At 69.0% G+C, this 24,958-nt stretch carries 34 protein-coding genes and 5 pseudogenes; 20 read left to right on the forward strand and 19 right to left on the reverse strand.

Features of this window, described 5'->3' with window-relative positions; all coding sequences use genetic code 11:
* Positions 1–38 precede the first annotated feature (38 nt).
* Entirely contained in the window at positions 39–287 is a 249-nt protein-coding gene (locus tag ABZ876_RS12395; RefSeq protein ID WP_361778416.1) for an XRE family transcriptional regulator, read from the reverse strand.
* Positions 288–415: 128 nt separating this feature from the next.
* Entirely contained in the window at positions 416–724 is a 309-nt protein-coding gene (locus ABZ876_RS12400) for a hypothetical protein (protein ID WP_361778419.1), read from the reverse strand.
* Positions 725–953: 229 nt separating this feature from the next.
* On the opposite strand from ABZ876_RS12400, the gene ABZ876_RS12405 reads away from it, so the two are divergent.
* Positions 954–1,151 carry a hypothetical protein gene (locus ABZ876_RS12405; protein WP_361778422.1) on the forward strand — a complete coding sequence of 66 codons (198 nt, stop codon included), beginning with the start codon at positions 954–956 and terminating at the stop codon, positions 1,149–1,151.
* A gap of 206 nt (positions 1,152–1,357) precedes the next feature.
* A complete protein-coding gene (locus ABZ876_RS12410) occupies positions 1,358–1,687 on the forward strand; it encodes an ANTAR domain-containing protein (protein WP_361778424.1) in 330 nt (109 codons plus the stop codon).
* 38 nt (positions 1,688–1,725) lie between these two features.
* On the opposite strand, the gene ABZ876_RS12415 is transcribed toward ABZ876_RS12410, so the two are convergent.
* A complete protein-coding gene (locus ABZ876_RS12415; RefSeq protein WP_361778427.1) occupies positions 1,726–2,196 on the reverse strand; it encodes an ATP-binding protein in 471 nt (156 codons plus the stop codon).
* A gap of 170 nt (positions 2,197–2,366) precedes the next feature.
* Here ABZ876_RS12415 and ABZ876_RS12420 point away from each other — a divergent pair, with 170 nt between their 5' ends.
* The 3 genes and pseudogenes from ABZ876_RS12420 to ABZ876_RS12430 all read left to right on the forward strand — a co-directional run.
* On the forward strand, positions 2,367–2,732 hold the full coding sequence (locus ABZ876_RS12420; protein ID WP_361778430.1) for an STAS domain-containing protein: 366 nt from the start codon (positions 2,367–2,369) through the stop codon (positions 2,730–2,732).
* A gap of 62 nt (positions 2,733–2,794) precedes the next feature.
* Positions 2,795–3,841, forward strand: coding sequence for a YihY/virulence factor BrkB family protein (locus ABZ876_RS12425; protein ID WP_361778433.1), 1,047 nt, complete (start codon positions 2,795–2,797; stop codon positions 3,839–3,841).
* A gap of 203 nt (positions 3,842–4,044) precedes the next feature.
* Positions 4,045–4,404: pseudogene (locus ABZ876_RS12430) on the forward strand (phosphatase PAP2 family protein); the annotation flags it as partial.
* Positions 4,405–4,473: 69 nt separating this feature from the next.
* Here ABZ876_RS12430 and ABZ876_RS12435 read toward each other — a convergent pair.
* Together ABZ876_RS12435 and gvpJ are read right to left on the reverse strand one after the other, a co-directional pair.
* Positions 4,474–5,156, reverse strand: a pseudogene (locus ABZ876_RS12435) (GvpL/GvpF family gas vesicle protein); the annotation flags it as partial.
* Positions 5,157–5,159: 3 nt separating this feature from the next.
* A complete protein-coding gene (gene gvpJ / locus ABZ876_RS12440) occupies positions 5,160–5,540 on the reverse strand; it encodes a gas vesicle protein GvpJ (RefSeq protein WP_361778435.1) in 381 nt (126 codons plus the stop codon).
* A 278-nt stretch (positions 5,541–5,818) separates the two neighbouring features.
* Here gvpJ and ABZ876_RS12445 point away from each other — a divergent pair, with 278 nt between their 5' ends.
* The 4 genes from ABZ876_RS12445 to ABZ876_RS12460 all read left to right on the forward strand — a co-directional run bounded on the left by ABZ876_RS12445 (position 5,819) and on the right by ABZ876_RS12460 (position 7,910).
* Positions 5,819–6,256: a phage holin family protein gene (locus ABZ876_RS12445; RefSeq protein ID WP_361778438.1), complete on the forward strand. Its 438-nt coding sequence runs from the start codon at positions 5,819–5,821 to the stop codon at positions 6,254–6,256.
* Positions 6,253–6,735 (forward strand): DUF3618 domain-containing protein, encoded by a 483-nt coding sequence (locus ABZ876_RS12450; protein WP_361778441.1) that lies wholly within the window; start codon positions 6,253–6,255, stop codon positions 6,733–6,735. The genes ABZ876_RS12445 and ABZ876_RS12450 overlap by 4 nt, the downstream gene beginning before the upstream one ends.
* Before the next feature lie 5 nt (positions 6,736–6,740).
* A complete protein-coding gene (locus tag ABZ876_RS12455) occupies positions 6,741–7,007 on the forward strand; it encodes a DUF4235 domain-containing protein (protein ID WP_361778444.1) in 267 nt (88 codons plus the stop codon).
* A 681-nt stretch (positions 7,008–7,688) separates the two neighbouring features.
* Positions 7,689–7,910, forward strand: a complete 222-nt coding sequence (locus ABZ876_RS12460; RefSeq protein WP_361779080.1) for a hypothetical protein — start codon at positions 7,689–7,691, stop codon at positions 7,908–7,910.
* Between the two features lie 46 nt (positions 7,911–7,956).
* Here the strand turns inward: ABZ876_RS12460 and ABZ876_RS12465 are convergent.
* Positions 7,957–8,175 (reverse strand): annotated as a pseudogene (locus ABZ876_RS12465) (hypothetical protein); the annotation flags it as partial.
* 45 nt (positions 8,176–8,220) lie between these two features.
* Between ABZ876_RS12465 and ABZ876_RS12470 the strand changes: the two are divergent.
* Both ABZ876_RS12470 and ABZ876_RS12475 read left to right on the forward strand, forming a co-directional pair.
* Entirely contained in the window at positions 8,221–8,844 is a 624-nt protein-coding gene (locus ABZ876_RS12470) for a hypothetical protein (RefSeq protein ID WP_361779029.1), read from the forward strand.
* A gap of 873 nt (positions 8,845–9,717) precedes the next feature.
* The gene (locus ABZ876_RS12475) at positions 9,718–10,194 is read left to right on the forward strand and encodes a hypothetical protein (protein WP_361778447.1); all 477 of its coding nucleotides are present in this window, start codon (positions 9,718–9,720) and stop codon (positions 10,192–10,194) included.
* 478 nt (positions 10,195–10,672) lie between these two features.
* Here the strand turns inward: ABZ876_RS12475 and ABZ876_RS12480 are convergent, their stop codons facing one another.
* The 4 genes from ABZ876_RS12480 to mscL form a co-directional block, all read right to left on the reverse strand.
* Positions 10,673–11,443, reverse strand: a complete 771-nt coding sequence (locus ABZ876_RS12480; RefSeq protein ID WP_361778450.1) for a glucose 1-dehydrogenase — start codon at positions 11,441–11,443, stop codon at positions 10,673–10,675.
* Between the two features lie 220 nt (positions 11,444–11,663).
* Complete coding sequence (locus ABZ876_RS12485; protein WP_361778453.1) at positions 11,664–11,825, reverse strand: hypothetical protein; 162 nt, start codon at positions 11,823–11,825, stop codon at positions 11,664–11,666.
* Between the two features lie 245 nt (positions 11,826–12,070).
* Entirely contained in the window at positions 12,071–12,208 is a 138-nt protein-coding gene (locus tag ABZ876_RS12490) for a hypothetical protein (protein ID WP_361778456.1), read from the reverse strand.
* Positions 12,209–12,535: 327 nt separating this feature from the next.
* Positions 12,536–12,979, reverse strand: a complete 444-nt coding sequence (mscL, locus tag ABZ876_RS12495) for a large conductance mechanosensitive channel protein MscL (protein ID WP_361778459.1) — start codon at positions 12,977–12,979, stop codon at positions 12,536–12,538.
* Positions 12,980–13,853: 874 nt separating this feature from the next.
* On the opposite strand from mscL, the gene ABZ876_RS12500 reads away from it, so the two are divergent.
* The 4 genes from ABZ876_RS12500 (at position 13,854) to ABZ876_RS12515 (ending at position 15,284) form a co-directional block, all read left to right on the forward strand.
* Positions 13,854–13,979 carry a hypothetical protein gene (locus tag ABZ876_RS12500; RefSeq protein ID WP_361778462.1) on the forward strand — a complete coding sequence of 42 codons (126 nt, stop codon included), beginning with the start codon at positions 13,854–13,856 and terminating at the stop codon, positions 13,977–13,979.
* A 154-nt stretch (positions 13,980–14,133) separates the two neighbouring features.
* On the forward strand, positions 14,134–14,457 hold the full coding sequence (locus ABZ876_RS12505; protein WP_361778465.1) for a hypothetical protein: 324 nt from the start codon (positions 14,134–14,136) through the stop codon (positions 14,455–14,457).
* A gap of 97 nt (positions 14,458–14,554) precedes the next feature.
* Entirely contained in the window at positions 14,555–14,728 is a 174-nt protein-coding gene (locus ABZ876_RS12510) for a hypothetical protein (protein ID WP_361778467.1), read from the forward strand.
* A gap of 223 nt (positions 14,729–14,951) precedes the next feature.
* Complete coding sequence (locus tag ABZ876_RS12515; RefSeq protein ID WP_361778470.1) at positions 14,952–15,284, forward strand: hypothetical protein; 333 nt, start codon at positions 14,952–14,954, stop codon at positions 15,282–15,284.
* 23 nt (positions 15,285–15,307) lie between these two features.
* Here the strand turns inward: ABZ876_RS12515 and ABZ876_RS12520 are convergent, their stop codons facing one another.
* From ABZ876_RS12520 to ABZ876_RS12545, 6 genes are all read right to left on the reverse strand, one after another.
* Positions 15,308–15,781, reverse strand: coding sequence for an ATP-binding protein (locus ABZ876_RS12520; RefSeq protein WP_361778473.1), 474 nt, complete (start codon positions 15,779–15,781; stop codon positions 15,308–15,310).
* 793 nt (positions 15,782–16,574) lie between these two features.
* Entirely contained in the window at positions 16,575–16,841 is a 267-nt protein-coding gene (locus ABZ876_RS12525) for a DUF4235 domain-containing protein (RefSeq protein ID WP_361778476.1), read from the reverse strand.
* Between the two features lie 4 nt (positions 16,842–16,845).
* Positions 16,846–17,295, reverse strand: a complete 450-nt coding sequence (locus ABZ876_RS12530; RefSeq protein WP_361778479.1) for a DUF3618 domain-containing protein — start codon at positions 17,293–17,295, stop codon at positions 16,846–16,848.
* On the reverse strand, positions 17,292–17,663 hold the full coding sequence (locus ABZ876_RS12535) for a phage holin family protein (protein ID WP_361779031.1): 372 nt from the start codon (positions 17,661–17,663) through the stop codon (positions 17,292–17,294). Before ABZ876_RS12535 ends, ABZ876_RS12530 begins: the two co-directional genes overlap by 4 nt.
* A gap of 404 nt (positions 17,664–18,067) precedes the next feature.
* Entirely contained in the window at positions 18,068–18,520 is a 453-nt protein-coding gene (locus ABZ876_RS12540; protein WP_361778482.1) for a phosphatase PAP2 family protein, read from the reverse strand.
* A 906-nt stretch (positions 18,521–19,426) separates the two neighbouring features.
* On the reverse strand, positions 19,427–20,314 hold the full coding sequence (locus ABZ876_RS12545; RefSeq protein ID WP_361778485.1) for a neutral zinc metallopeptidase: 888 nt from the start codon (positions 20,312–20,314) through the stop codon (positions 19,427–19,429).
* A gap of 164 nt (positions 20,315–20,478) precedes the next feature.
* Between ABZ876_RS12545 and ABZ876_RS12550 the strand changes: the two genes are divergently transcribed.
* Together ABZ876_RS12550 and ABZ876_RS12555 are read left to right on the forward strand one after the other, a co-directional pair.
* Positions 20,479–20,880, forward strand: coding sequence for a DUF6461 domain-containing protein (locus ABZ876_RS12550; protein ID WP_361778488.1), 402 nt, complete (start codon positions 20,479–20,481; stop codon positions 20,878–20,880).
* A 483-nt stretch (positions 20,881–21,363) separates the two neighbouring features.
* Positions 21,364–21,567, forward strand: a complete 204-nt coding sequence (locus tag ABZ876_RS12555; RefSeq protein ID WP_030830595.1) for a cold-shock protein — start codon at positions 21,364–21,366, stop codon at positions 21,565–21,567.
* 176 nt (positions 21,568–21,743) lie between these two features.
* On the opposite strand, the pseudogene ABZ876_RS12560 reads toward ABZ876_RS12555, so the two are convergent.
* Positions 21,744–21,984 (reverse strand): annotated as a pseudogene (locus ABZ876_RS12560) (RNA polymerase subunit sigma-24); the annotation flags it as partial.
* A gap of 7 nt (positions 21,985–21,991) precedes the next feature.
* On the opposite strand from ABZ876_RS12560, the pseudogene ABZ876_RS12565 reads away from it, so the two are divergent.
* Positions 21,992–22,158, forward strand: a pseudogene (locus ABZ876_RS12565) (IS5/IS1182 family transposase); the annotation flags it as partial.
* A 69-nt stretch (positions 22,159–22,227) separates the two neighbouring features.
* On the opposite strand, the gene ABZ876_RS12570 reads toward ABZ876_RS12565, so the two are convergent.
* Positions 22,228–22,623 carry a DUF2267 domain-containing protein gene (locus tag ABZ876_RS12570; RefSeq protein ID WP_361778491.1) on the reverse strand — a complete coding sequence of 132 codons (396 nt, stop codon included), beginning with the start codon at positions 22,621–22,623 and terminating at the stop codon, positions 22,228–22,230.
* A 315-nt stretch (positions 22,624–22,938) separates the two neighbouring features.
* On the opposite strand from ABZ876_RS12570, the gene ABZ876_RS12575 reads away from it, so the two are divergent.
* Positions 22,939–23,571, forward strand: coding sequence for an MBL fold metallo-hydrolase (locus ABZ876_RS12575; RefSeq protein WP_361778494.1), 633 nt, complete (start codon positions 22,939–22,941; stop codon positions 23,569–23,571).
* 54 nt (positions 23,572–23,625) lie between these two features.
* Complete coding sequence (gene istB / locus ABZ876_RS12580; protein WP_361779034.1) at positions 23,626–24,351, forward strand: IS21-like element helper ATPase IstB; 726 nt, start codon at positions 23,626–23,628, stop codon at positions 24,349–24,351.
* Between the two features lie 49 nt (positions 24,352–24,400).
* Here istB and ABZ876_RS12585 read toward each other — a convergent pair whose 3' ends face one another.
* Entirely contained in the window at positions 24,401–24,928 is a 528-nt protein-coding gene (locus ABZ876_RS12585) for a DinB family protein (RefSeq protein WP_361778497.1), read from the reverse strand.
* Between the last annotated feature and the right edge of the window lie 30 nt (positions 24,929–24,958).

Raw genomic sequence — 24,958 nt, forward strand, 5'->3', positions numbered from 1 at the left:
GCACGGTATCTGTGCGGCTTTCGCGCCTGGCTGGTGCATCACACTGGGTGGCCCGCGGCGGCCACTGTGCGACGGTCCTGGCTCGCCGCCAGCACGTTGGGAAGCGGCAGGGAAAGCGCCTGGGCGAGTTCCGTGAGTTCTTCGGCCGTCGGGCGGATCGGTCCGACGGCTCCGTCTTCGACGAACGCTTTGATACGAGGGACACGGATGCCGGTCGCATAGGCGAGCGCCTCGGCACTCAGGCGCTGGCGCCGCATGGCGTCTGCGAGCAACTCGGTCAGGTCCACTGGTCAACCTCCTTCAGCCGGCATGGCCACGGTGCCCACCGGATGTGCCCGCGCCTTCTACGTGGCTGGGCGCATGTGTCTCGTATGCCCGGCCTGCGCCGTGGCATGAGCGAGCAATAGCTGCGGGTCTAGCTCCGCGGCGTTTGGGCAGCGGCCACCGCATCGGCGAGCACGAGAAGATCACTGCCGTCGGACGTTGTTGTGACGGTGTGTCCGAGCTGGGCCAGCAACCCTGATACTGCGGCCTGCACGATCACTTTCATGCTGTCGTCGCCCGCAGCGCGGCCGCCTCGGTGGCGAGCCAGCGATATGAACTCGTCCGAGGCCGCCCAGCTGACCACCGCGCCCGTGGCCACTTCGACCACACGCAGCCCCGGAACACCGGTGTCCGCATCACCCAGCACATGAAAGCCGGCCCGGCTCAGGGCAGAGCTCACCTGGAAGACCAACTCTGCAGGCGCGCATGACACCAGAGCCGCTTGCCCGCAAAGACGCAGACCATGCCACCAAATGCCTGTGACGTAGACGGCTGCCGGAGCGAGAAGTGACACAGCCCTGGCCGGCCAGGCCGGGACTGGTCGTCACGAGACCTTCACACGAGATGGCTGCTGGCCAGGGGGTGAGGGGAACCCGGCCACGTGCTGCCGATCGGAGGGATGTTTCGCTGTGATCGCCGTCGCTGTGTTGCTGCTGCCGGTGCTGGGCCTGCTGCTGTACGGGATGGACCGCATCGAGGACCGGATGGCGGGCAGGAGGAGGGTGGCACGGCATGCCCGGGGCCGTCATCTGCGCCTGGTCCACAGCAGCACGCGCCGGCCGCGTGATCCGGCTGATCGTTCCCCGCGGCACCTCGACGCGGCGTAATGACGCTGGCATGACAACAGACAACCGGGATACCCGCCGCGGGCGGGGTTCGGAAGCAAGCCCCGCCGAGCTCTCCGAGCGCAGCTCGGGGAGCTCAGCACATTCCAGCCAAGATGCTGTGACGTCCCCGCGACACAGGGATGCGTCACCGGACAGGGGGCAGGCAAACATGCGTCCCCGCCCCGATGACATCTACGGTGATATGCATGGCCTCCTCCGCGTTTTCTGGCCGAGAACCCGGCGTTGGCCCCCGCGTCCACGGCCTCGTCCAGCAGGTCGAGCAGCTGCGGGCGGAGAATGAGCAGCTGCAGCGGGCGGTCGCCTCGCATGCGGTGGTCGATCAGGCCATCGGGGTCCTCGTGATGATGGCAGGGATCAGCCCGGAGGACGGGTTCACCGTGCTGCGGGAGGTCTCACAGCACACCAACACCAAGCTGTCCTCGATCGCCGAGCAGATCATCAAGTACGCACAGTGTGCCAGCCTGCCCGAGACGGTCCTGTCCCAACTCCACGCTGCGCTCACCCGCAGGACGTAACCGAAGCAGACCGGTTCCGCGCGGTGGCGCAGCGTGAGTCAGACGGGGAGCCGGCCGACCACGGCGCCATTCGGATCGTCCAGGAGCGCAAGACGGGCGGTGATGCGTTTGCCGACCGGCTCCCGCTGCGCTTCAAAGCCCTGGGCGACCGCCATCACGATCTCCAGCCCGTGCTGGCCCACCCGGCCGGCATCGGCGGCCCGTGCCACTGGCAGCACCGGGTCGCTGTCCCACACCACCACCTCCACCACCACGCCGGTGACACGCAGCTCGAGCAGCACCGGGCCGGGGGCGTACCTGCGGGCGTTGGTGACCAGCTCGCTGACCACCAGCTGCGTCAGGTCCATCGCACGCGGCGAGACGGGTGTCCCGTGCTCCAGCTGGAGCCGAGTGAGGAAATCGGCCGCGAGATGGCGGGCCTCGGCGATGCACGCCCCGTCCCCGTCCAGCGCGGCCGTTACCTGCCAAGGCTCTATGGGGCCCTCCTCACCGACAGGGCCTGAGTCCATCCCACCGCCTTTATCACCCCGCGTTTACGCCCGCACGTACCCGCGACCGCCTCATGCACACCTTCCGGCCCTCCCACCGGCATAACCGCCTTGAGGAAGTCCCCGTATTATCCAGGCAGCCTTCCGGCGGGCGACCGCCGACCAGGTCATCGAGCGTTGTTGAGGGAAGCGTGACAGACAAGAGCGGAACCGCAAGGCCGGACGGTCTGACGATCACCTCCGCGCCCGTCGACGGCGTCAGCGTCATCACCGTGCGCGGGGAGATCGACCACCACACGGGCGGCGCTCTCAGTGACGCTCTCAGCCTTCCCGAGGGCGCGGCCGCATCGCGGATGGTGGTGAACCTCAGCGGGGTGACGTTCATGGACTCCAGCGGCATCAACATCCTCATCGCCGCGCGCAATGCCGCCGACGGAGCCGGCGGCTGGCTGCGCCTGGCCGGCCCGACCGAGTCCGTGCTGCGCACGCTGCAGCTCGTCGGCCTCGACGAGATCATCAACTGCTATCCCACCCTCCGTGACGCTCTGAACGCCTGACGCCGCGCGCGTGCGGCGCCTTGGGTGGCGTAGGCGGGGCCCCGAGGGGTTACCCGACGCGCATGACGAGGCTGCATCTTCCAGGGCGGAAAGCACACCACGGCGACGAGGCGCCGGCACCCGAGGAGGCCGGGCCTGGACCCGAGGTGGAGCGCCGGGCACCGGACACACCGACCAAGCTGCCCAAGCGGGCCTGGGCCGGCGTACTCAAGGGCGCCCTGCACGAGTTCAAGGACGACGAGCTCACCGACCGCGCGGCAGCCCTGACCTACTACGGGGTGCTGTCGCTGTTCCCGGCGCTGCTGGTACTCGTGTCGCTGCTGGGCATCACCGGCAAGTCGGCGACCGACGCAGTGCTGGCCAACATCAAGAAGCTCGCTCCCGGCTCGGCCCGGGACATCATCACCCGCGCCGTGGAGCAGCTGCAGAGCAACGCCGGCGTCGGCTCCCTCATGGCCATTGTCGGCATCGTGCTGGCAATGTGGTCAGCCTCCGGCTACGTGGCCGCGTTCATCCGCGCGGCGAACGCCGTCTACGACATGCCCGAGGGCCGCCCGGTCTGGAAGATCCTTCCCGTACGCCTGGGCGTGACGGTCGTGCTGACGGTCCTGGCCGTGGCCAGCGCGCTGATCGTGGTGTTCACCGGCGACCTGGCCCGCCGGGCCGGTACCGCTCTGGGCATCGGGGACACGGCGCTGACCGTGTGGTCGATCGCCAAGTGGCCCGTCCTCGTGGTCCTGGTCACCGTCATGATCGCAATCCTGTACTGGGCGAGCCCGAACGCGAAGGTGAAGGGGTTCCGCTGGATCACGCCGGGCAGTTTCCTTGCCCTGCTGATCTGGATGATCGCTTCGGCTGGGTTCGCGTTCTACGTGGCGAACTTCGCCTCCTACAACAAGACGTACGGCACCATGGCCGGCGTCATCGTGTTCCTCGTCTGGCTGTGGATCACCAACCTGGCCATCCTGCTGGGCCTGGAGTTCGACGCCGAGACCGTACGCCAGAGGGCCATCGCGGGCGGCCTGCCGCCGGACACCGAGCCCTACACCCAGCCCCGTGACACCCGGAAGTGGGACGAGGACGACCGGCGCCGCCTGGGTGAGGGCTGACCGGCCACGCGACGATGTTGGGAATAGGTCGATGACCTGCGGGATACCTGCTCTTCATGAGGCTTTTGGCGGGGTTGCGTGACGCTGACCGGTCGCTGACCAAGCGGGCGGCCTCGCGTATCCCGCCGGGCGTCGGCAAGGTGCTGTCGGCGTTGGAGGAGACCGCGGAGAGCACGAAGCTGTGGTGCGGCGCCGCCGCCGCGATGGCGTGGCTGGGCGGGCGGCGCGGCCGGAGGGCGGCGGCCTCCGGCCGCGCCGCCCTGGCCTTGGCGCAGCTGGTCTCGAATGCCGTGTGCAAGCAGGTGGCCGACCGGCCCCGGCCGCCGAAGAAGTGGTTCCCCCACGACGAGGTCGACGACCGCCCCGACTCCTCCTCATTCCCCTCCGGACACACCGCCGCCGCAGTGGCATTCACTGCCGCCGTCGCACCCACGTGGCCTGCCGCCGGAGCAACATGCGCCGTACCCGCCGCCATGGTGGCACTCGAACGCGTGCAAAGCGGCGCCCACTACCCCAGCGACGTCGCTGCCGGCGCCGCCATCGGTCTGACCAGCGCCTGGCTCACCCGCCATGCCCCACGCCTGATCAAGGCGCCACTGGCTCCCAAGCTAGGCGGCCAGAACTCCGGCGGCCAGGTTTGGGTGCTCCTCGCGGAATGCGTCGACCGCGGCCAGGAATCGCTCCGCTAACCGCGGTCCACCAGGAAGGAGACGTTGGCCAGCCAGCCGGTGCTCTGCGGACCGGCGCTGACCGCCTCGGCCATCGGCTGAAGCGCCTGCTGCAGCAGCTCCGCGTCAGTCGCCTCGCGGGCCTGGACGGCGGCGGCGATCATCTCCCCGAGCCGGATCTTCTCTTCCTGCGTGCCGCCACCGGCCTCGCGGTTCGTTTCCGCCAGGGACCGGATGTCGCCGGACCGGATGTCGTCGTGGTCGGCCATGATCAGGCGGAGCACGGCCTCTTCGTCGAGGTTGGCCTTGATGTTGTACTCCGCTGTGCCGTCCAGTGCCCGCAGCCGCTCGAGGAAGTGCTCCGCTCGTTCGGCGAGCACCCGGTTCACCGTGTCGTCGTCCGGGGAGGCGCTGCCGAAGCGCATCGGCCGGACCACGCCGCCCGCTCCGGCTTCGAGAAGTACGCGCTGGTGGGCGAGCAGATCACGACGCTTGGGCCGCAACTGATCGGGGGCGTCACTGATGATCGCGGCCACCTCGCCCTGGCGCAGCACCCGTACCGGCCGCGGAGGGTCTCCGATGTCCTCCAGGTCCTGGCCAAGGGGAGAGTGTGAGGCGCGGATGATCCCGTAGACGTAGATACTCATCTCTCATTCCCCTCTCCCGCGCGCGGCCCGGTCGCCCTGCCGTTCCCGGCCATCGTGACGTGCCCGCTGGAAGGCGCCGGACTCCTCGGCGCCGGGCAGGACTTGCTTGGTCTTGCCGCGGGCGCCGGACTGCGTGAGCTCCGTGAGCCCGGCCAGTTTGCCCGGCCCCGCTTCCAGATCGAGGCGGTTGCACGCCTCGGCGAAGCGGAGGTAGGTGTCGACGCTGACTACCACGATCCGTATGTCGATCTTGAGTATCTCGAAACCGAGGAGGAAAACCCGCACGTACGCGTCGATCACCAGCCCGCGGTCGAGAATGAGTTCCAGTACGTCGTAGAGGCCGCTGGAACCGCCTGCGCCGCCCTGCTGTGTCGCGACGGTCATCGCGACCAACCCCTTTTTCGTCTGCCTCTGCGCGGTCCCGTCGACGCCGTCCCTCGCTGCGACACAGGCTTCCGGGGTCAAGTAGCCGCCACCACCTGCGACCAAACGCACGTACGAGCGGGTCAAACCCCGCAGCACCGCGTCCGTCCGGGGCTGCGATCAGTCCAAACCGCCCGCCCTGAACTCGTCCCCTCGGGGTACTCGCGGGCGCAACAGATGGCCGGTCCCATGAAGCAGTCCGGCCTGCAGGAACTTGAGAGGGACGGGAGGTTACCGCCATGTCGAGCACGCAGCCGCACCACGCCGGGCCCGGCCGGAGCACGGACCGCTCCGGCCAGGAGCCGGTGGGCGAGCTGGTGCAGCGCGCCTCGCAGCAGCTGACCGAGCTGGTGCGCGGCGAACTGCGCCTGGCGCAGGCGGAGATGAAGGAGAAGGGCAAGCGCTACGGCAAGGGCGGTGGCCTGTTCGGAGGCGCTGGCGTGGTCGGCTTCCTGATGGCGCAGGCGCTGGTCGCCACCGCGATCGCCGCCCTAGCGGTGGCGCTGCCGGTGTGGGCAGCTGGGCTGATCGTCACAGCAGTGCTGGGTGTGATCGCCGCGGTAATGGCCATGAGTGGAAAGAAGCAGGTCGACCAGGCCGCGCCGCCCACGCCCGAGCAGACGGTCGAGAACGTGAAGGCCGACGTGGCCGAGATCAAGGAGAGCGCACACCGATGACCCAGCCGCCTCACGACGAACCCACCGCCTCCAGCCCCGAGGAACTGCGCGAGCAGGTCGAGCAGACCCGGACCGAGCTCGGAGAGACGGTCGAGGCGCTCGCAGCGAAGACCGACGTCAAGGCGCGCGCCCAGGAGAAGGCCACCGAGGTCAAGGAGCAGGCTGCCGCGAGGGCCGGCGAGCTGAAGGAACAGGCCGTCCTCAAGACCGGGGAACTGAAGGCGAAGGCCATCGACCTAGCCCACCAGGCGCAGGACAGGCTGCCCGACCCGGTCAAGGACACGGCCGCCCAGGCCGCCGAACAGGCCCGGGCCAAGGCCGCCCAGGCCGGTCAGCTGTGGCAGGACAAGGCGCCCGAGCCGGTACGCCAGAAGACCGCCCAGGGGGCGCAACTGGCGCGTGACAACCGCAACCTGCTGCTGGCGGCAGCGGGCGTGGCCGCCGTGGTGTGGCTGGCCTGCCGCCGCCGGAAGGGGTGAGCCGGGTGAAGGGGGCGAAGATCGCCTACAAGCCGGTCGGTCTCGCGCTCGGGGCCGTCAGCGGCATGGCCGCGGGAGCGCTGTTCAAGCAGACGTGGAAGAGGCTGGGCCACGACGAGGACGCCCCGGACGCCACCGACGAGGAACGCTCCTGGCGCGAGGTGCTTCTCGCCGCCACGCTCCAGGGCGCGATCTTCGCCGGAGTCAAAGCGGCCGTCGACCGCGCCGGCGCCACCGCCGTCCGCCGCCTGACCGGAACCTGGCCCGGCTGACGCACATGAAGAGGCGGGGGCCGGTAGGACACGACTACCGGCCCTCCCATCGCCCCGGCCAGTACCCCTACGAAGGACCCCTCACAGTCATGTCCGATCAGCACACAGCTGCCGCGCTGACCGCTGCAGCAGTCATCGCCACGATCTTGGTGGCCCGGGCAGTCGTCCTCCACCAGGGCGGCCGAAGGCATATCGCCCGCGAAGCACACCTCGTGCGTCGTCACATCGCACCTCGTGCCGAGACCGCCGCATCATCTGCGGCCGCGCTCTCCGATGCTGCCTCCTGCGCGGTGCGAGAGGCTGAACAGCACGTACACCACTGCTGGCAACAACTCCAAACACGCACCGACCCATCCGAGTGACCCACCCCTGGGCGTTGGCGATGCCCCGACGTAAGCACGCGGCACCTCGAGTGCCCACCCGTTCGCGGTGCAGGTGGCCGGCCTTCGCACCCATCGTGCTAGGCCGAAATGGATCTGCTCGATCCGACAGAGGGAACCGTGCGCGTGACCTTCGGGTGAGCGGTGGCGCCAAGAATCCGGACCCTGCGGCTGCCATGCCCGATCACTGCGAACACGTACAACCGCGTGCCGGTCAAGGTGAGCGTCTCGAAGAAGTCGCAGGCCAGCAGGGCATCAGCCTGGGAGCGCAGAAAGGTTGGCGTGCCAGCACCGTGAGCTGATGGCGCAGGGCGAGAATCTCGACATCCTTGCCGTGGTTGCTCACCGGCAGCAGGCGCACCACGGCGAACACGTTCGTCACAGTCAGACAGGCCAGTCGCAGCAAATGGAATCTCCCTCCGTGGTTCTGCTTGTCCTGCTCTCTCCCTTCTCGACGGCGGCGCGCACCTGGTTCTCGATGTGCCGCATGACCGGGGGGGGGTCGCGTACGCATGCATGGTGACGAAGTTGCGGGGGTCGTAGTTCGAGCCGCCGAGCTGCGCCCCGAGCAGGTGGGCCCGGTTGTAGCCCTTGTCCTTCTCCCAGCCGGGCGGATCCCCGTGCGGGTCGGTGGGATTGGCGCCCATCATGTCCTTGCCGAGCGTGGCGTGCATGGCGCCGGGGCGGCCCCCGTCGCGGCCGTAGACCACCCGGCCGCCCCACATGGGATCCTCCGGTTCGTTCTTACGGCACGACTGCGGAGCAAGCCCCCATGGGTCGATCCACATGAGCGGATTGGCCAAAGTAGGGTCGTTGGCGTGCGTGATGTACGGGTGGTACTGATCGGCGGGACGTCGAACGTCGGAAAGTCGACCGTTGCCCAAGTGGTGGCGGAGAAGCTCGGGTTCGAGTGCCTGAGCACTGACGGGCTGGCCCGGCACCCCGGGCGCCCCTGGAGAACCCCGGAGTGGGAGGTGCCGGCGCACGTCGCCGAGCACTACGGATCACTTACGGTTGACGAACTGATCACGTCTGTTCTCGGCCACTACGATCGACTGTGGCCCCGCATCGAAGGGCTGATCACGGCCCATGCGACCGAGGGCCGCGGCAGGACGGGCCTGGTTCTGGAGGGGTCGGCACTCTGGCCCGTCCACGTCGCGAGGCTGCGGGTCCCGCGCACGGCCGCCGTGTGGCTCACCACCGACGACTCCGTAGTACGCGGCCGCGTTCACGTGGCGGGCTGCCATGAAGCAGCCGCAGACGAGGAAAAGGTCCTGATGGACAAGTTCCTGGCCCGCACTGAGCGCTACCAGACACTCATGATCGATGCCATCGACAGGCTGGGCCTGGAGCGCATCGACGCGGGTGGCGGACAGTCCGCCGCAGAACTGGCTGACACCGTGCTCGCGGCAGCCGACGCGCAGACCGCGGTGGGACGGTCATCCAGCGGTCGGTGACCACTCGTGGCGGCTCACCTACGGCACATCCCGACGCCAAGCGCCCCACCAGCTCGTTTTGGAACGATCAGTTACTCATGTCCGTGTACGAGACTTCGGTCCCCCACCGCACACCTGTGTCGGTGGTCGCACCGACCCGTCTTGGGTTCCCGTGCAGGACGAGGGCAAAAGACTCGCCGAGGCCATGCGTACCATCGACACCACGGGCAATGTGCACCAGTTGCGCCCGGCCCCCTACCGCTATGGCAGCAGGGCCGCTCTCTCGGTGACTCCCCGGCGAAGAGGAACCCCCAACCTGACAAGAGCCGCCAGTGGCAGCGGGGTGACGCGGACGCTACGACCTGCGCGCGCCGCCGGCCGCCGACCGCGGTTTGTCGGCTGAGGAGCGTGGCCATCTCCCCTGCCGGGCCTATCACCGTCGTCCGTATGGCCGGGTCGCGTCCAGCGGCTGGCACAGCTCGCCTCGGCGGCGGGCGTCCTGACGGAGGTCGGCGCCGTCTGCGGGACCGTGGGCATGTGGCTGACTCCGAGCCGGGCGGCGTCGCATCGGACGCCGGTCTGGGCGGGTGCCATTCTGGGCAGATGCCGTTCTGGGCGGATGCTGGTGCGGTTATCACAGTCGGGAAGTCCACCGGCATATGCGTAGCCTGGCGACTAAACACTGCGCGTCAGCGCAACTTGACCATGTTTCAGCTGGCAAGCGGTGGAGGACCGTCCTCGTGCAGAGGCACGCTGCACGGCTCGCCGCACGAGGGAGGCATCATGACCCGCCGCGCGTACCATGTACGCTCCGTTGTTCGCTTTCGGAATCACGTTGTGACGACGGCTGCTGGGCTGTGCACCGCGCTAGCCCTTTGCGCCTGCAGCAGCGCGATGAATGAACGCACTGAGTCTCCGTCATCCGCTCCTGCCACGCCGTCCGCCACGCAGAGTTTTACGGAGGAAGCTGCCCGGGATGCCGCGCTCGCCGCTTGGCGGGGGATGCGTATTGAGCAAGTCAAGGCGTACCACCAAGGCAAGTCTTCCGGAGCCAAGCTCTCCGATTTCGCTGCGGACAAGGCACTTTCGAAGATCGAGGGTGAGCTGTCCCGGTACCGTGGAGCCGGCGTGCACTTCGAGGGATCGCCGCGGTTGACGGCGAGAGTCACAGCGGTCGACGTCAAGGCAGCCCCTCAGAGAGTCACCATCACCGAGTGTTTCGACACCACCGAGTGGAAGGCGATGCAGGGCAGCAAGAGTGTCACCAGTGCCAACCAGGTCCGGCGTTCCACTGTGACTGGATCTGTCCGCGCGCTCGGAACGCACTGGAAGGTCGTCGACTACGACGTGGACAAGGAGCACGCCTGCTGACCCGTCCCAGCTCAGCTGCGGCCGCTGTCGCATTGTCGCTCGCATAGCTGTTCGGCGGAGGCGACGGCAGGAATGTCGCCAAGACTCCGGGCGGAAGGAAGCGCCGCTCCAGCGGCAGTCTTGTGGCAGCAAGGCCGGGCACCGCAGTGGGCCTCGCCGCGGCCGCGGAAGCATTACCGCCGGTCTGGGCGAACTCCGCCAGGCGTTGGCTCCACCGCTTGACGGATGAGACCGCGCGATGGCACATGCTCCGGGGGCCGCCGACTGTCAGGCCGACGGCCCAAACGGCTCCTGCCGGACGGCATGGTGCAACAGACTCATCCCCGCGGCCTTCGTGCTGATTACGTGTATTCCTTGGTCGGAGCACATGATCAGCCGAAGGCCGTCTGCACGTACGGGAGTTGCCAACGCGAGTGATCAAGTACGACGAGCCGTTCGAGACCCGAGGTTAAAGATCAAGCTAGCGCCGAGTCAGGCGTCAGCCGGCCGCCATGCCCGCGTCGACCGGCAGGGCGTGCCCGGTGACGTGCTTCGACACGTCGGAGGCCAGGTACAGGAACGTCTGGGCGACGTCCTCGGGATTGATCAGCACACCGGTCGGGTGCAGCGCGGCCGCCTCCGGTTCGGTGAACATGCCGGCGTTGATCGCCTGGTCGAGCAGCGCGGTGCGGACGACACCCGGGCACACGGCGTTGATGCGGATGCCCTGCTTGACGTACTCGATGGCCGCCGTGCGCGTCAGCGCGACCACGCCACCCTTGGCCGCCGAGTAGTCAGCGATGCCCAGCGGCAGGCCGACCATCCCGGCGATGGAAGCCATGTTTACGATCGTGCCCCCGCCCTGGGCCAGCATCTGGGTGATCTCAGCCTTCATAGACAGCCAGACGCCCTTGAGGTTCACCGAAACCAACTTGTCCCACGTCTCTTCGGTGAGCTCGTGCAGCGGCGCGCCGCCTTGTTCCTCGATGCCCGCGTTGTTGATCGCGATGTCCAGCCTGCCGTAGGCGGCAACGGTCGCCTGGACCGCCGCCTCGAGGTCGGCCGCTGAGGTGACATCGGCTCGAACGAACTGCGCTCCCCCGCCGCCCTTGGTGATCGTGGCGGCCGTTTCCTTCCCGCACTCCTCGTTGATGTCGGCGATCACGACCTTGGCGCCCTGCGCGGCGAACAACTGCGCGATCGCGGCGCCGATGCCCTGCGCCGCACCGGTGATGAGCGCGCTCTTGCCCGCCAGTAATGAATCCACCATGTGCCTTTCGACTCCTTGTCGGGGATGAGGGGTACCTCACATACCCCTCTGGAAGAAAGAAATCCGGTCAGCGAACCAGACCGCCGCCGACCGTGGGGCGTGCGTATCCACGAAGGTAACCCCGCCACTGAGCCACTGACAGTCCTGTGCCGCCAAGTCCCTGCCCCTGGCAACAGTGTCGGGACCTTCACGCAAGTCACCGCAGGTCAGGAGGTAACGGTCACGCCACCTCGCCCACGGTGAGCCCGAGCTCGGCAAGCAACTGCCGCCGGCCCCGGCGCAGCTGCCCGTAGTGGGTGATCTGGCGGCGCAGCCACTGCTCCAGCCAGCGCGGCAGCCCGTCCAGATTGTCCCCGCCGCGCACCGGCTCGTACCGGCGCACATGGCAGCGTGCCCGGTACCAGGCACGCTGCCAGTCAATGGGCCACGGCGGGTTACACCACGGATCCAGCCGGCGCAGCTTGACTCCTGCTCCACGGTCAGCGACACCGCCTCCGCACGCCGGTTGGCCAGCCACCGCCCCAGGTCGAACCCCTCCCGCACCCGGCCGTCGGTGTGCGACTGCCGTGTGCTGACACAACCGTGTCGTTTCCCAAAGGACTGCCGTAATGGCGTCCGGCGCCCTCATCAGGGCCGCTCGGGTACCGCCTGCTGGAAGGCTGTGAGGGGCGTGTCGGGGAGCAGACGGGAGAGGTCGAAGGTGTCGGGGCTGAGGTCGGCGGCCAGGAGCAGTAGTCGCAGCGGCCGCTGGCGCAGGCCTGTCACGGTCGTCCGGCGGTTTGGTCCGGTAAGAGGGGTGGGGTGAAGAGGAGGTGGAGGCCGGCGACGTCCATGAGGGGTGTCTGGTTCAGGTCCCACAGCAGGTCGGTCACGTGTGCCGGTAGCGCGTCGGCGACGGCGCGCAGCGGGGGCAGGCTGTCAGCGTATGCGCGGATCGCGTCCACGTAGAAGGGAGGCCCTTGCGATGAGCGGGCCTCTTCTGACTGCCCAAGCCACGCAGCCGGTTCGGCATCGGACGCCGTCGCTAACTACCGTCACCACGGACGTGCGCGCGACGGGCCCGGCAGCCCAGGCCGGGCCATGGAGGTCGGGTCACCCGGCCCGCTGGGTTGTCTCCCCGGCCTGGGCGGGTACCGCGGGCAGGGGGACGGTGCAGGAGGCGCAGCGTCGGGCCTGGGCCGGGACGGGGCTGAGGCACTCGGGGCAGTCCCGCTTGGGGGCTTGGACGTCGTGGTGGGGAGCGAGACGCTCGTGCAGCTTGTTGATCGGGAGTACGACGAGGAAGTACAGGGCGCCGGCGATGAGGAGGAAACTGATCGCCGCGTTGACGAAGGCGCCGTAGGGGAACTTGATGGCGCCTACGGTGAAGGTCTTGCGGCTCATATCGCCGGTGGCGCCGGTGGCCAGCCCGACGAGTGGTGTCAGGAAGGCGCCGACGAAGCCGTTCACCACGGCGGTGAACGCTGCCCCGATGACGATGCCGACGGCCAGGTCGACCACGTTGCCGCGCAGGATGAAGCTGCGGAAGCCCTTCACCTTCTCACCCCTAAGAGGCTCTTGACGTCGACGGGCGGCACTGAAAGCGCGGTCAGCCCACCCTCTTCACCTCGGATGCCCTGCCACCCCTCACACATGCCTGCTCCGCCACGCGGCGCGGCGATGTACTAGTTCACCAAGGGGCGCGAAGACGGCAGACCATCCATGACCTGCTGCGCTGGCAGGTGCGGGAGAAGGCGGACCCGAGCCTGGTGGTGCTCGACCCCCAGAGCGCGGAACGCGCGGTCGGTGTTCCTCGACATCGGTGCGGGGGCCTGCCGGGGCTCGGTGGCGGTCCCGGGCAGGCGTTCAAGCTGCTGCCGGGCGGCTAGCGGTGCATGAGGTAGAGGGTGTCGTGGAAGACGGTCCGGGCGGCGGCGCCGCCTCGGGAGCGGGCGCCCTCGATCCGGTAGGCGGCGCTCTGGCCACCGGTGTTGGGGTCGTAGTAGGAGTGGTAGAGCCGGCCGTCGGCGCCTTCGTGGATGAGGTAGATCCGCTCTTCGCGCTGCAGGAAGGTCGCGGCGGCCGGGGTGCTGTGGGGGTGTGCCAGGCGCCGTTGGTGCCGTGGTGGGTCCAGGAGCCGACGCCGTAGCGGAATTCGTAGATCTGGTTGTCCAGGCCGCGGTAGAAGCAGCGCGCGTTCGCGTTGCCGTAGGGCACGAGGCTGGGTGCACCCAGGCCGAGCGGATAGAAGGGGATCACGCCGCCCACGCGGTAGCCCAGCGGCTGGCCGGGGTAGCTCCAGTCTCCCGGGCCGTCTTGTGCCTTGGTGTTGGCCTACAGCTGGTTGTCCAGGCCGCGGTGGGCGAGGATGAGCTTGCCGTCTGCCGTGCTCAGAGCGGCTCCTGTGCTGGTGACCTGGGCCGAAGCGGCCATGGCCGCTGGTGTTGCGCAGCCGAAGATCGAGGGCGAGCGGGTGCGCCGGTCGGTGAAGCGGCTCGCTGCCCGCAGCACCGACCGCTGTCCGGTGGCCGACGGGATCGCGGTGAGCGGCCGATGAGCGCCCTCAACCCCGTCTCAGCGCGCCAGGCCCGGCGTCGGGAGGTGGTGTTGCGGATGGCCCTGCCGAGCATTCCGACCTGCACCGCGACCTTGGCACCGGCAGCGTCGGCGCGGCTCTGGTCCACGGCACCATCCCGGCAGCATCCCCGCTCGTGTGGCCGCTCGTGGTCCTCGTCCTTGGCGCGATGGCGTACGACGTCGGGCTCCGTGCCCACCCACAGCGCAGGCTGGCCGCGCTGCCGGACGGCAACGAGGTCCTGCTCGGCCTGGGTGAGTGCGGCCCGCCCCGCGCTTACCGCGCCCTCGACCTCGGCGAGGCGCACCCACACTGCCCGCTCCCAGGCGGCCCGGCTCGTGCGGCACTGTCCGGGGCCGCAGCGCGGCCCGGACACGCGGTCCGCGAGCAGGGCATGGCGGTGTGCCGGGTCTCGGCTCGGGTGATTCGGGCGCGGTGGCAGCGAAGGCGGCCAGGCTGATGCCGGAGAGAGTGGCTCGGATGCGTAGTCTGCGGCGGCCGCGCGGATGGGAGTGCGCCGTACTCCCGGGACGGTGGGCCCGCGAGCCGGGAGCTCCTTGGCGACCTGCAGGACCCTGGCGGCCACTGCCGCTGGCCTGGCCAAATCCGCTGGCCTGCGCGCCTTCGCCCTGCTCGGCGTCGTTCAACTGGGCCTGGCCGTCATTCACGCTCTGGCCCGCTACGCCGAGACACGCCAGCACCTCGTCTTCCGCAGGGAGCCTGCGTGGTGAGCCAGTCACCGGGATGCGCTTGCTGGGCTGGGAGGGCGTCCTGCCACTCTCGGTGGTCAGAACGGTCGTGACGGCACCCGCCGCCGCAGACGTCGAAGGCCTGCTGACTTGCGCCGTTGTGACGCGCGTGTGAGTAGTTGCGGTCAGGGAGCAGCGCTGATTGAGTCGGGAACTGCGTGGAGGGCCCGACAGCCGATGGCATGATCCGACTCCTTCCGGGCAGGTGACGGCAGTACAGTCCACTCATCCACAGCTCGTTGGACGGGTTCGCCATGCCCTGAAGCTGGCGGGCTTCCATGTCGTCGATCAGGCGGATGACACCACGGCGGGGCTGAGGGTGAGCGAGGCGGCGGCGGGCGTGCTGGTGAGCTGGACGGCGTCGCACGGGTTCACCGCGTTGGCGGCGGATCAGCGTGGGGCGTCCAGCGAGGGGATGCGGGTGGTGGTGCAGGCGGCGGTCGCGGGCCTGCTGGTCCAGTGCAGGCACACGGTGGTGGAGGCGCCGGACGGGAACGGCATCGTGGTGCCGGCGGAGGGGCCGGCGGGCCGTGCGTGACCGCCTGCCCCAGTCCCACCCGGTCACAGCTGGCGGCCGGCAGCGTCCCCGCCGGGGTCGTCGGCCAGCACGATCGCCGTGGTGATCCGCTTGCCCACCGGTTCGCGGTGGATGGCGAAGCTCTGGCCGACGGCCATGACGATCTCCAGCCCATGCTGGCCGATGCGGGTCGGGTCGGGCGCGAGGATCGCGGGCGGGGTGGGGTTGCTGTCCCAGACGGTCACTTCGATGGCGCCGCCGTTGATCTCCAGGGTGAGCAGGCAGGGGCCGGGTGCGTACTTGCGGGCATTGGTGACCAGCTCGCTGACCACGAGCTGCACCATGTCCATCGCGCGTGCGGACACCGGCAGCCCGTGCACGGCCTGCACGTCGGTGAGGAAGGTGCGGGCCAGGTCGCGGGCGACGGCGATGTCCTCGCTGCCCTCGAATGCGCCGGACGCCGCTATGACGTCCCCCAGCAGCGACTGCTCGTCCTCGCCGCCTGCTGTCTGTTCCATACCGGTCCGCCTCGCCCCACCCAAACGTGCTTCGCTCCTTTACCCCGTACCTTCACATCAGGCGTGGGCGGCTCGGGCAGGGGGGTGGTGCCGGAGCCGTCTGCGCGGGTCTCGGTGTCGGGTTTCGGTGTCGTCGTCCTCGCCCGGGCCGAGCCGCCCGCCGAAGGGGCCGTCCTGGCCGGGCAGAGCCGCGAGAGCTGGGCGCCCTCACGCTGGACATACGCAGTCGCCGATGAGCCTGTCGTCCGTGCCTGTGTCCCATACCCGTGACCTCAGCCTACCTGAGCTCTGGCAGGCGAAAAGAGGCTGGCGACGTTGACACACAACCTTCAGAAGACCGTCTGAACAGCACTGCACGGCGCTGTCCGAACTCCACCGGACAGACTGTCTTGGAACCAGCGCTGTATCGCCGACCGATGGCCGGTGTTCATGGCACGGCGCATCTGGTCACTCGGGCCGTTCAGGGTGAGCTTGGAGTTGCAGCCAGCAGTGCCGGACATGTTCTTCGGCGTCCTTCACGGCTGCCCTTGCGGACTCGTCCGACGCGGGAGGCGGGGTCATATCCGGTGCGTGTGCGGTGCGGCGCCACGGGGGGCGGGCGGAGCTGGCGCCATGGCGCATTCGTGACGGGTGGGTGGCGGCCCGCCGGGCGGCCAGGATGAGGCCGATGGCGGTCAGGGCGGACATCGCGTGGGATGCGGACACGGCGGTGGAACCTTTCCGTGCGGGGGAAGACCTGGACGGGGGTGCCGGTATCCACGTCACACCGGCACCCCCGGTTGGTCACCTGACGTCAGCCGGGCCAGGTGCCGGTCAGACGGCGTGTGGTGGCGGCGCCGGCTCGGTCGACGGCGGCCTTGACCCCAGCCAAGATCGCGCCTTGCAGTGTGGCGGCGATCAGCACCTCTGTCCAGGTGCGGTCCTCGTCGGTGGCGTCGGGGGCGTCCTCGTCGTGGCCGAGTATCTTCCACGCCTGCTTGAACACTGCGCCGGCGAGCATGCCGCTGACGGCTCCCAGAGCGAGACCGACCGGCTTGTAGGCGATCTTCGAGGCTTTCATCCGCTCACCCCTTCCGGCGGCGGCACGCCAGCCACACCAGGACGGCCACACCGGCTGCCGTCAGCAGCAGGGTGCGGTTGTCCCGCGCCGCCTGTGCCCCCAGGGCCGCCTTCTGCCGCACCGGTTCGGGTGCCTTCTCCTGCAGCAGACTGGTGGCCTGGGCGGCCTTGGCCCGGGCCTGCCCGGCAGCGTATGTGGCCTTGTCCTTCACCGGGTCGGGGATCTTCTCCTGCACCTGGGCTGCCGTATGGGCGACCTTGGCCTTCAGCTCCCCGGCCTTGGCGGCTGCCTGCTGCTTGACCTCGGCTGCCTTCTCCTGGGCGCGGGCCTTGACGTCCGCCTCAGCGGCCAGCGCCTCGACCGTCTGTCCGAGCTCCTCACGGGTGTGCTCGACCTGCTCGCGCAGCTCCTCAGGGCTGGAAGCGGTTGTCTGCTCGTGGGGCGGCTGGGTCATCGCTGTGCACTTCCCTTGATCTCGGATACATCGGCCTTCACGCTCTCGACCGTTCGTTCGGGCGTCGGCGGCGCGCCTTCCTTGATCTGCTTCTTGCCGCTCAGGGCCATCACAGCGGTGATCACACCCAGCAGCGCCGTGACGATCAGCGCCGCCGCCCATACCGGCAGCGGCACCGCGAGGACGGCGATCGCGGTAGCCACCAGGGCCTGCAGCATCAGGAAGCCGACCACCCCGGCGCCGCCGAACAGGCCACCGCCTTTGCCGTAGCGTTTGCCTTTCTCCTTCATCTCCGCCTGCGCCAGCCTCATCTCGCCGCGCACCAGCTCCGTCAGCTGCTGCGACGCGCGCTGCACCAGCTCGCTCACCGGCTCGTCGGTGCTCTGCGTACTACTGCGCCCGCCAGGGGGTGGCTGGATCGTCGACACGACGATCACCTCCCGTCTTCTGTGCTCTGACCAACGACGGACCGTGCAGGGCCCGTCGCGTGTGCACGCGAGTACCCGGAACTGACCAGATCAGGACACCGCCTCGGCGCGGTACGCGAGCGAAGGGATTGAGCCGCGTGCGTGCGGCGGCCGCCGGGGTGGCTCGTCCGCGTATGCCCGGCAGTTGGGGCTGCCGGGCGGCACACAAGCCGGCTCGCTCATACAAGTCCCGAGCGGGCCGGCGCAGGCAGAAGACTCCAGCCGGGTGCTGACGTAGGCATGACTGGTGATTCGGCCATAGGCCGCTCATCACCGTCAGGCCGCAGGGTCACGGGCAACGGCCGCTAGAGCCAAGAGCGCGAGACCAGGCGCAGGGCGCGGTGGGTGAGCCAGGCGCCGGCTAGGCCGATGGCGGCACCGGCGGCGACGTCGCTGGGGTAGTGGGCGCCGCTTTGCACGCGTTCGACGGCCACCATGGCGGCCGGTACCGTGCACAGGACGCAGGCCAGCGGCCACGTGGGGGCGACGCCGGAGGTGAAGGCGACCGCGGCGGCGGTATGCCCTGAGGGGAAGGACGAGGAGTCGGGACGGTCCTCGACCTCGTCGTGCGGGAACCACTCCTTCGGCGGCCGTGGACGCTCGGCCAACTGCTTGCACACCGCGTTGGACACCAGTTGCGCCACGGCCACAGCGGCCAGGCCCGCGGCGGCGGCCCTGCGACCGCGCCAGCCGCCCATCCAGGCCATCACCGCGGCCGCGCCGCACCACAGCTTGGTTCCCTCCGCCGCCTCCTCCACCGCCGACAGCGTCCGGTGAAGCCCGGGTGAGGCACTGGCAGCGAGTCGCTTGGTCAGGGTCCGGTCTGTCTCACGAAAGCCTGCCATCACATCCATGGCCTGCGAGTATCCCGTAGATCACCAGTCATGCGGCGCCGGAAACCACGTCGGTGCTGCGGCACGGTCAGGTTGGCTGTGGCCGGGGAGAAGGGGAGTCGTTTGTCTGCGGCTTCGGGAGTCAGCGTGCTGTGCGGGAGCCCCTGCTACCAGTAGGCGGCCACCGCAAGGGAAGTCAAAGCAGAGGAGGACCCGGGGACTTCGCGTTCCCAGGGCCCGTCCCTGGCGACCGACCCAGCAGGCGCACAAGGCGGCCACTGTCAGCTCGCCCACTACGCCGCGGCTGCCCTGGTGGGCGCGGCGGCGCGCTGGGTGACCTCAGCTGGGATGCGGGCCCGCAGTCAGCCAAGGGCCCGCCACGCGGTCGGTGTCGCGTCTGCCACCACAGGATCAGCAGCGTTGAGGCGCCGCTGCCCAGCTTGCACGCCACGCCCTGAAGGAAGTGATGATGGACACTGTGTTCACCGCTTCCGGCCCATTTCCGCAGGTGAAAGCGGATGGACGGGCGGCGCGGGCCACGGCGGCGGGTCCCCAGTCCGCTCTGTCGCGCGGGCGCGGTCGGCCGCCAGAGGTGTCTTGCCGACCCCGCCCATACCGGCCAGTACCCGGCCCAGCACGACCGTGCCGCGCTCGGTCACGGCCTGCTCTAGCTGCGCGGCGACGGCACGGTCCTGGAAGCAGTCAGCCTGTCGAGGCAGCACTCCCACTTGGTGTCGGCCGCTAACCACCGACCGCGGCGCGGCACAATACGCGATCTGCCCACCAGCGGTGGCCCACAGCCGGGCGTCGTACCGTGGTTGTCAGCGTGCCTCAGCTGAACGTGTTGCAGCTGGCGACGCGGCCGGAGCGGTAGCCGGTGGAGAACCATTGCTGGCGCTGGCTCGCGGAGCCGTGGGTCCAGGTGTCGGGTGTGACCTTGCCCTGGTAGCGCTGCTGGATACGGTCGTCTCCGACGGCGGCGGCCGCGTCCAGCCCGCGGTTGATGTCGTCCCTCGTCAAGTCGGTGATCAGTGGCTTACCGCTCTTGGGGTCGGGGGTGGTGGTGGCGTGGTGGGCCCACACTCCGGCGTAGCAGTCCGCCTGCAACTCGAGTTTCACCGAGCCGCTGTTCTGGCCCTTTCCGCTGCCGCGGGAGATCGTTCCGCTGAGGTCCTGGAAGTGGTGGCCGTATTCGTGCGCGATGACGTAGGCCTCGGCGAACGGGCCGCCCTTGGCGCCGAACTTGCTGCTCAGGTCGTTGAAGAAGCCGAGGTCGAGATAGACCTTGTCATCGGCTGAGCAGTAGAAGGGGCCGACGTCGGAAGTCGCGTTCCCGCAACCGGTGTTCACACTGCCGGTGAACAGGAACGTCGGGGCCTGCTGGTAGGGCTTGCCGGCAGCTGTCTCCGTCTGCTTCCAGAATGCCTGCACGCTGTCGACCACGGCGACGATCCGGCACTCCTCCTTGCGGTTGGCGTCGGCACCGGTCCGGCAGTCCGCCGCGAGGTCCGCGGCTGACTTGCCGGACGAGGACGTGTCGCTGCTGCCCGAGCCGAACATGCCGGGGTCGACACCCAAGAGCACGGACGCGACCAGCACCACGAGCCCGACCAGTCCCCCGCCGATGGTCTTCCCCCCGCCCGGGATCCCGCCCAGCGCACCTCCCCGACCGTCCTCGACCTCGGACGTGTCCAGAGCAGCATCGTCGTCGAATTGCATACGTTCACCCTCCCTCAAGCAGCACGCCGGACCGCCCCGCGTCGTCCCGCTCGCCTACCCCGTACGAGGACATCCCCATCCCGTCCTCTTCCTGCTCCGCCTCTTGGAGGAACCGGCGGGCGACGCCGCGACGCCGCTCTGTGGGTGAACGGCGTTCCTCTCCGTTGTTCAGCTACGCGCTGGAGACCGGGTACACCCTGACCCTGGTGCGGAGCGTCGCCCCGAGGGAGGTGCTGCAGGTGATGGAGGCGGAACCCCAGGGCACGTGCACAGGGGCGAACGCGTTGATCGAGCGGCAGGACGGGACCGACCACCTCAGGGGCGCCGGCTTCACCCTCGTAGAGCGGCGTCCCACCGCGATCCGCCTCGATGCCCCTCAGGCGGGACCGTCTCTGAACGCCTACGCCCACGGTTTTCTGGCAAAGCTCCGCTTCCACGCCATCGACGTCCTGGACGCCGACGACCCGGACGCCCTGCTGGACAAGGCGCGGCCGCACAGCGTCGCGCACCGTGATGACCTGAGCGTGCGCACCACCCGCACCACCTGGATCGCCCGCCGCTCCTGAGTCCGCGGGGCGAGCTGCGCGACGACGGGCTCGCCCGCCCCTGCCGGCTTCTTCCATTTTCACTGAAGAGTCCGCCATGAGTGCCGCAACCACTGCGGCCCTCGAACCCAACAGCACGGCCGCGCCACATCGGGGCCGCATCCTGGCCATCCTGGGACTGGCCCGGTTGACGGTGGTCCTGGACACCACCATCGTGAACATTGCTCTGCCCTCGGCCCAGGCCGTCGGGGTGTTGACGGAAAACCGTCGTGACCGGCATGCCTTGGGTCTTCGATGCCTCCATCGTCCGGGGGCGGCGTTGCCGCCTGGCGAGGCCTCCTCGAAGGGCCTAGCGTTGTTCGCAGAGCAGTCGTGGTTCCGAAGTCGTTCGCCCGCGGTCACTGTGCCCGCGGGCGCCTTGCTGTGCAACCTCTCCGGACCAAGGCGATCACTTCAGGACCCGCGGTACCTTGCGGGCCCAAACCCCCTCGAAGGAGAACAGGCATGGCTAAGGGCACGGTGAAGTGGTTCAACGCGGAGAAGGGTTTCGGCTTCATCGCGCAGGAGGGCGGTGGCCCGGACGTCTTCGCCCATTACTCCAACATCACTGGTCAGGGCTATCGGGAACTGCAGGAGGGCCAGCACGTCGAGTTTGACGTCACTCAGGGCCAGAAGGGCCCCCAGGCGGAGAACATCCGCATCGTCTGACAGACGGTATGAGGGGGATGGCCGGCCGGACCCCGGTCGACCGGTGACGGGTCCGCATGGTTCACCCTTCAGTGGCTCTTCGTGGATCAGCCTGGGTGGCATGATGCCTCAACAGACGGCCCGCACGAGTGCCCGGTGAAGGTGACCCGTGTGGCGGGACAACCGCGCGCGACCTGTCATCGACACCGGCGGGCGTTGAGCCGGGCGGCCTGGAGCGTCAGGTGGTCGGGCTCGGCGAGGTCGGGTGCCTTTTGGGCCGCCTCGGCGTACAGCCGTGCCGCCGTCGCCAGATCGCCGTCGCGCTCGTGCAGGTACGCCGCCACGGCGGTGGGGCGGGGGCGGTGAGTCGTTCAGCGTCGCGAGCGCCGCCAGCCCGGCGCGCGGTCCGTCGGCCTCGCCGACGGCCACTGCGCGGTTAGAGCCCGGTCAGCAGGTGGACCGGTCCCATGCGAAGATCCGTGCACTCGTCGAGGAGGCCATGGCCGCCCTGAAGTCCTGGCGACTCCTCCGCAAGTTCCGGTGCTCGTCCACCCGGATCAATGCCGTGTCCAGGCCGTCCTCACTCTGCGTCTGACCAGCTCAGGCCGATGATGGAAAAGCCTTGCTGTCGACAGTCGCTGACAACCGATCGCGGCAACGACGCGGCTCGCGAAACGGTCGCTACCTGGCGCCGGCCGGGCCCGCGGGTTTGGAGAGCAGAACGTCGTACTCCCTGGGCAGTTGGGCGGTCGCGTCGCGGAACTCCTGGTCGCCGACCGCTTCCCTCAGGGTGGCCAGGACCGCGCGGATCCCGGCCTCCGCGAGTTCGCGGGGCACGTCCGCGCGGTCGGCCACACGCCGGACGAACGAGTCGGCCCCGTAGCCCTTCGCGATCTCCTCGTCCGTGCGCAGCCAGCTCTTCAGCGGTTCCGGCAGCGGCTCCGCGAGGTCCTGGGCCTCTCCGCCGCTGATCCGGTCGGCGAGCACCTCAAAGGTGGCGCGTGTGAGGGTCTCCGCAACGTCGAGGGAGACGCCCGCCCGCTCGGCTGCCTTCGCCAGGAATGCGTCGTACTCCATCCGACCCTGCCCCAGTCGTCGTCAGGCCGTCCGTCGGCGTGATCACCAACAGATCCAGTCAAACCCATACCCGTCGCCTCGGCCACTGGGCAGGGCCGGCATCGATCCCGCCGTGTCGCGGAGTGGCCATGAGTTCCTGCAGGTCAGCGTGTACGCCCCAGTGAGGGATGACCTGCCGGTTGCTGCCGCATGCCCGGCGGGGTCCACTGGGGGTAGAGGGCCTCATCCGGAAAGGGGCTGTTCCATGGAACGGCAGACAAAGGACCCCAGAACGCGGGTGACTGCCCGCGGCCGAGCACTCCCGGCGGTGATGTCGTGACGGCCCGGGTCGAGTGCGTGGTGACGACCGGCGTCGTGGCCGGGCCGGACGCCGACACCACGCCGATGGAGAACAACGTGTGGATCGTCGGTGACGACGAGCAGGCGCTGGTGGTCGACGCCGCACACGAGCCGGACGTCATCGCCACGGCACTCGGCGACCGCCGCGTGGTGGCGATCGCGTGCACCCACGCACACAGCGGACACGTCGACGCAGCGGTGGCTCTGTCCGACCGCACCGGGGCTCCGATCATGCTGCACCCGGACGACCTGGAGCTGTGGCGCCGCAGCTTTCCCAGCCGTGTCCCCGACGAGGAACTCGTCGACGGCCGGGTGATCGATGTCGCCGGAACTGTTCTGACGGTGCGTCACACCCCGGGACACACGCCGGGATCCGTAAGTCTGTACGATCCGGCGCTGCACAGCGTCTTCACCGGGGACATGCTGCTCTCGCGCGGCCCTGGAGCCATCGGGCCGGAGGACTCCGACTTCCAGGCGATGATCCAGTCGATCCGCGAGCGCCTCGTCTCCCTGCCCCCCGAGACGGTGGTGTGCCCGGGGCATGGCGACGTCACCACGGTCGGCGAGGTGGGCGAGCGGGTGGAGGACTGGCTCCGCCGCATCACGTGAGAGCGAGAGGCCCAGGAAGCCGAAGACGGCCAGGGTGCCACTGAGGCATGCCGTATCCTGCGGCTGCCCACCATCCGCCAGCAGTTCAAGGACCATGCCGACGGCGCGGCCCGCGACCAGATGTCGTATCGGGCCTTCCTGGCCGAGCTGCTGATGGCCGAGTGCGACGACCGGGCCCGACGCAGGTCCGAACGACGCATCCGGGCTGCGGCCTTCCCCCGCGAGAAGAGCCTGCGGGCCTTCGACTTCGATGCCAACCCCAACGTCGACCCCGCCACCGTCAACACGCTCGCGTCCTGCGAGTGGGTCAACAAGAGCGAACCGCTCTGCCTGATCGGCGACTCCGGCACCGGCAAGTCCCACCTGCTGATAGCCCTGGGCACCGAGGCCGCCATGCAGGGCTTCCGCGTCCGCTACGTGCTCGCGACCAAACTCGTCAACGAGCTGGTCGAGGCCGCCGACGAGAAGCAGCTGTCCAAGACGATCGCCCGCTACGGCCGTGTCGATCTTTTATGCATCGATGAACTCGGCTACATGGAACTCGACCGCCGGGGCGCCGAGCTTCTGTTCCAGGTGCTGACCGAACGCGAGGAGAAGAACAGCGTCGCCATCGCCTCCAACGAGTCGTTTTCCGGGTGGACGAAGACGTTCACCGACCCGCGGCTCTGCGCGGCCATCGTCGACCGGCTCACCTTCAACGGCGCCATCATCCAGACCGGCACCGAGTCCTACCGCCTCGCCCACACCAAGGCCCTGGCCGAGCAGACCGCCGCCGGCTGAGATCCGGAGCCGGGTGCTTGCGCGGTACTTACGACCGCGCAAGCACGCCTCATGCGCCGGTGACTCCGTCGATCTGCTCGCGAATGAGATCAGCATGACCGTTGTGACGTGCGTATTCCTCGATCATGTGCACCATGATCCAGCGCAGGGAGACCCCCTGATCGCCGACGAAACCCGCTTCCTGTTCGGACAGGCGGCCGGAATCGTCCAGCGACGCGTCAGCGATCAGCTCACGGCCTCGGGCGACCTCGGACTGCCAGGCAGCCGTCGCCTCGTCGAGCCCCCGGTCCGGCCGGAGCGCATAGCCGTCGACGTTGCTCTCCCCGAAGACCGGGGGCACATCCTGACCTGCGAATACACGCTGGAACCAGTTGCGTTCCACCTCAGCCACGTGCTGAACGAGACCGAGCAGCGTCATCGACGAGGGTGACACTGCAGCAAGCCGTAATTGATCATCCTTGAGGCCCGAACACTTCAGGGCAAGAGTTGCACGGTGAAAGTCCAGCCATGCCTCCAGCATGGCGCGCTCGTCAGCATGCGCGGGTGGGATAGGCCGTCCGTCCGGTGTCGTGTTCATCGGCACACCATGGCAGCAACCGCCGTCGCC

It is taken from the genome of Streptomyces sp. NPDC046931, assembly GCF_040644655.1.
GTDB lineage: Bacteria > Actinomycetota > Actinomycetes > Streptomycetales > Streptomycetaceae > Streptomyces.

Excerpts from the sequence above, each read along its gene's own strand:
- ABZ876_RS12460 (WP_361779080.1), top strand. The coding sequence starts at position 7,689 with ATGGCGCAGGGCGAGAATCTCGACATCCTTGCCGTGGTTGCTCACCGG.
- ABZ876_RS12445 (WP_361778438.1), top strand. The coding sequence starts at position 5,819 with ATGTCGAGCACGCAGCCGCACCACGCCGGGCCCGGCCGGAGCACGGAC.
- gvpJ (WP_361778435.1), bottom strand. The coding sequence starts at position 5,540 with ATGACCGTCGCGACACAGCAGGGCGGCGCAGGCGGTTCCAGCGGCCTC.
- ABZ876_RS12585 (WP_361778497.1), bottom strand. The coding sequence starts at position 24,928 with ATGAACACGACACCGGACGGACGGCCTATCCCACCCGCGCATGCTGAC.
- ABZ876_RS12525 (WP_361778476.1), bottom strand. The coding sequence starts at position 16,841 with ATGAAAGCCTCGAAGATCGCCTACAAGCCGGTCGGTCTCGCTCTGGGA.
- ABZ876_RS12545 (WP_361778485.1), bottom strand. The coding sequence starts at position 20,314 with ATGCAATTCGACGACGATGCTGCTCTGGACACGTCCGAGGTCGAGGAC.
- ABZ876_RS12530 (WP_361778479.1), bottom strand. The coding sequence starts at position 17,295 with ATGACCCAGCCGCCCCACGAGCAGACAACCGCTTCCAGCCCTGAGGAG.
- ABZ876_RS12520 (WP_361778473.1), bottom strand. The coding sequence starts at position 15,781 with ATGGAACAGACAGCAGGCGGCGAGGACGAGCAGTCGCTGCTGGGGGAC.
- ABZ876_RS12475 (WP_361778447.1), top strand. The coding sequence starts at position 9,718 with ATGAATGAACGCACTGAGTCTCCGTCATCCGCTCCTGCCACGCCGTCC.
- ABZ876_RS12500 (WP_361778462.1), top strand. The coding sequence starts at position 13,854 with ATGGCCGCTGGTGTTGCGCAGCCGAAGATCGAGGGCGAGCGGGTGCGC.
- ABZ876_RS12555 (WP_030830595.1), top strand. The coding sequence starts at position 21,364 with ATGGCTAAGGGCACGGTGAAGTGGTTCAACGCGGAGAAGGGTTTCGGC.
- ABZ876_RS12425 (WP_361778433.1), top strand. The coding sequence starts at position 2,795 with ATGACGAGGCTGCATCTTCCAGGGCGGAAAGCACACCACGGCGACGAG.
- ABZ876_RS12570 (WP_361778491.1), bottom strand. The coding sequence starts at position 22,623 with ATGGAGTACGACGCATTCCTGGCGAAGGCAGCCGAGCGGGCGGGCGTC.
- ABZ876_RS12480 (WP_361778450.1), bottom strand. The coding sequence starts at position 11,443 with ATGGTGGATTCATTACTGGCGGGCAAGAGCGCGCTCATCACCGGTGCG.
- ABZ876_RS12410 (WP_361778424.1), top strand. The coding sequence starts at position 1,358 with ATGGCCTCCTCCGCGTTTTCTGGCCGAGAACCCGGCGTTGGCCCCCGC.
- ABZ876_RS12450 (WP_361778441.1), top strand. The coding sequence starts at position 6,253 with ATGACCCAGCCGCCTCACGACGAACCCACCGCCTCCAGCCCCGAGGAA.
- ABZ876_RS12415 (WP_361778427.1), bottom strand. The coding sequence starts at position 2,196 with ATGGACTCAGGCCCTGTCGGTGAGGAGGGCCCCATAGAGCCTTGGCAG.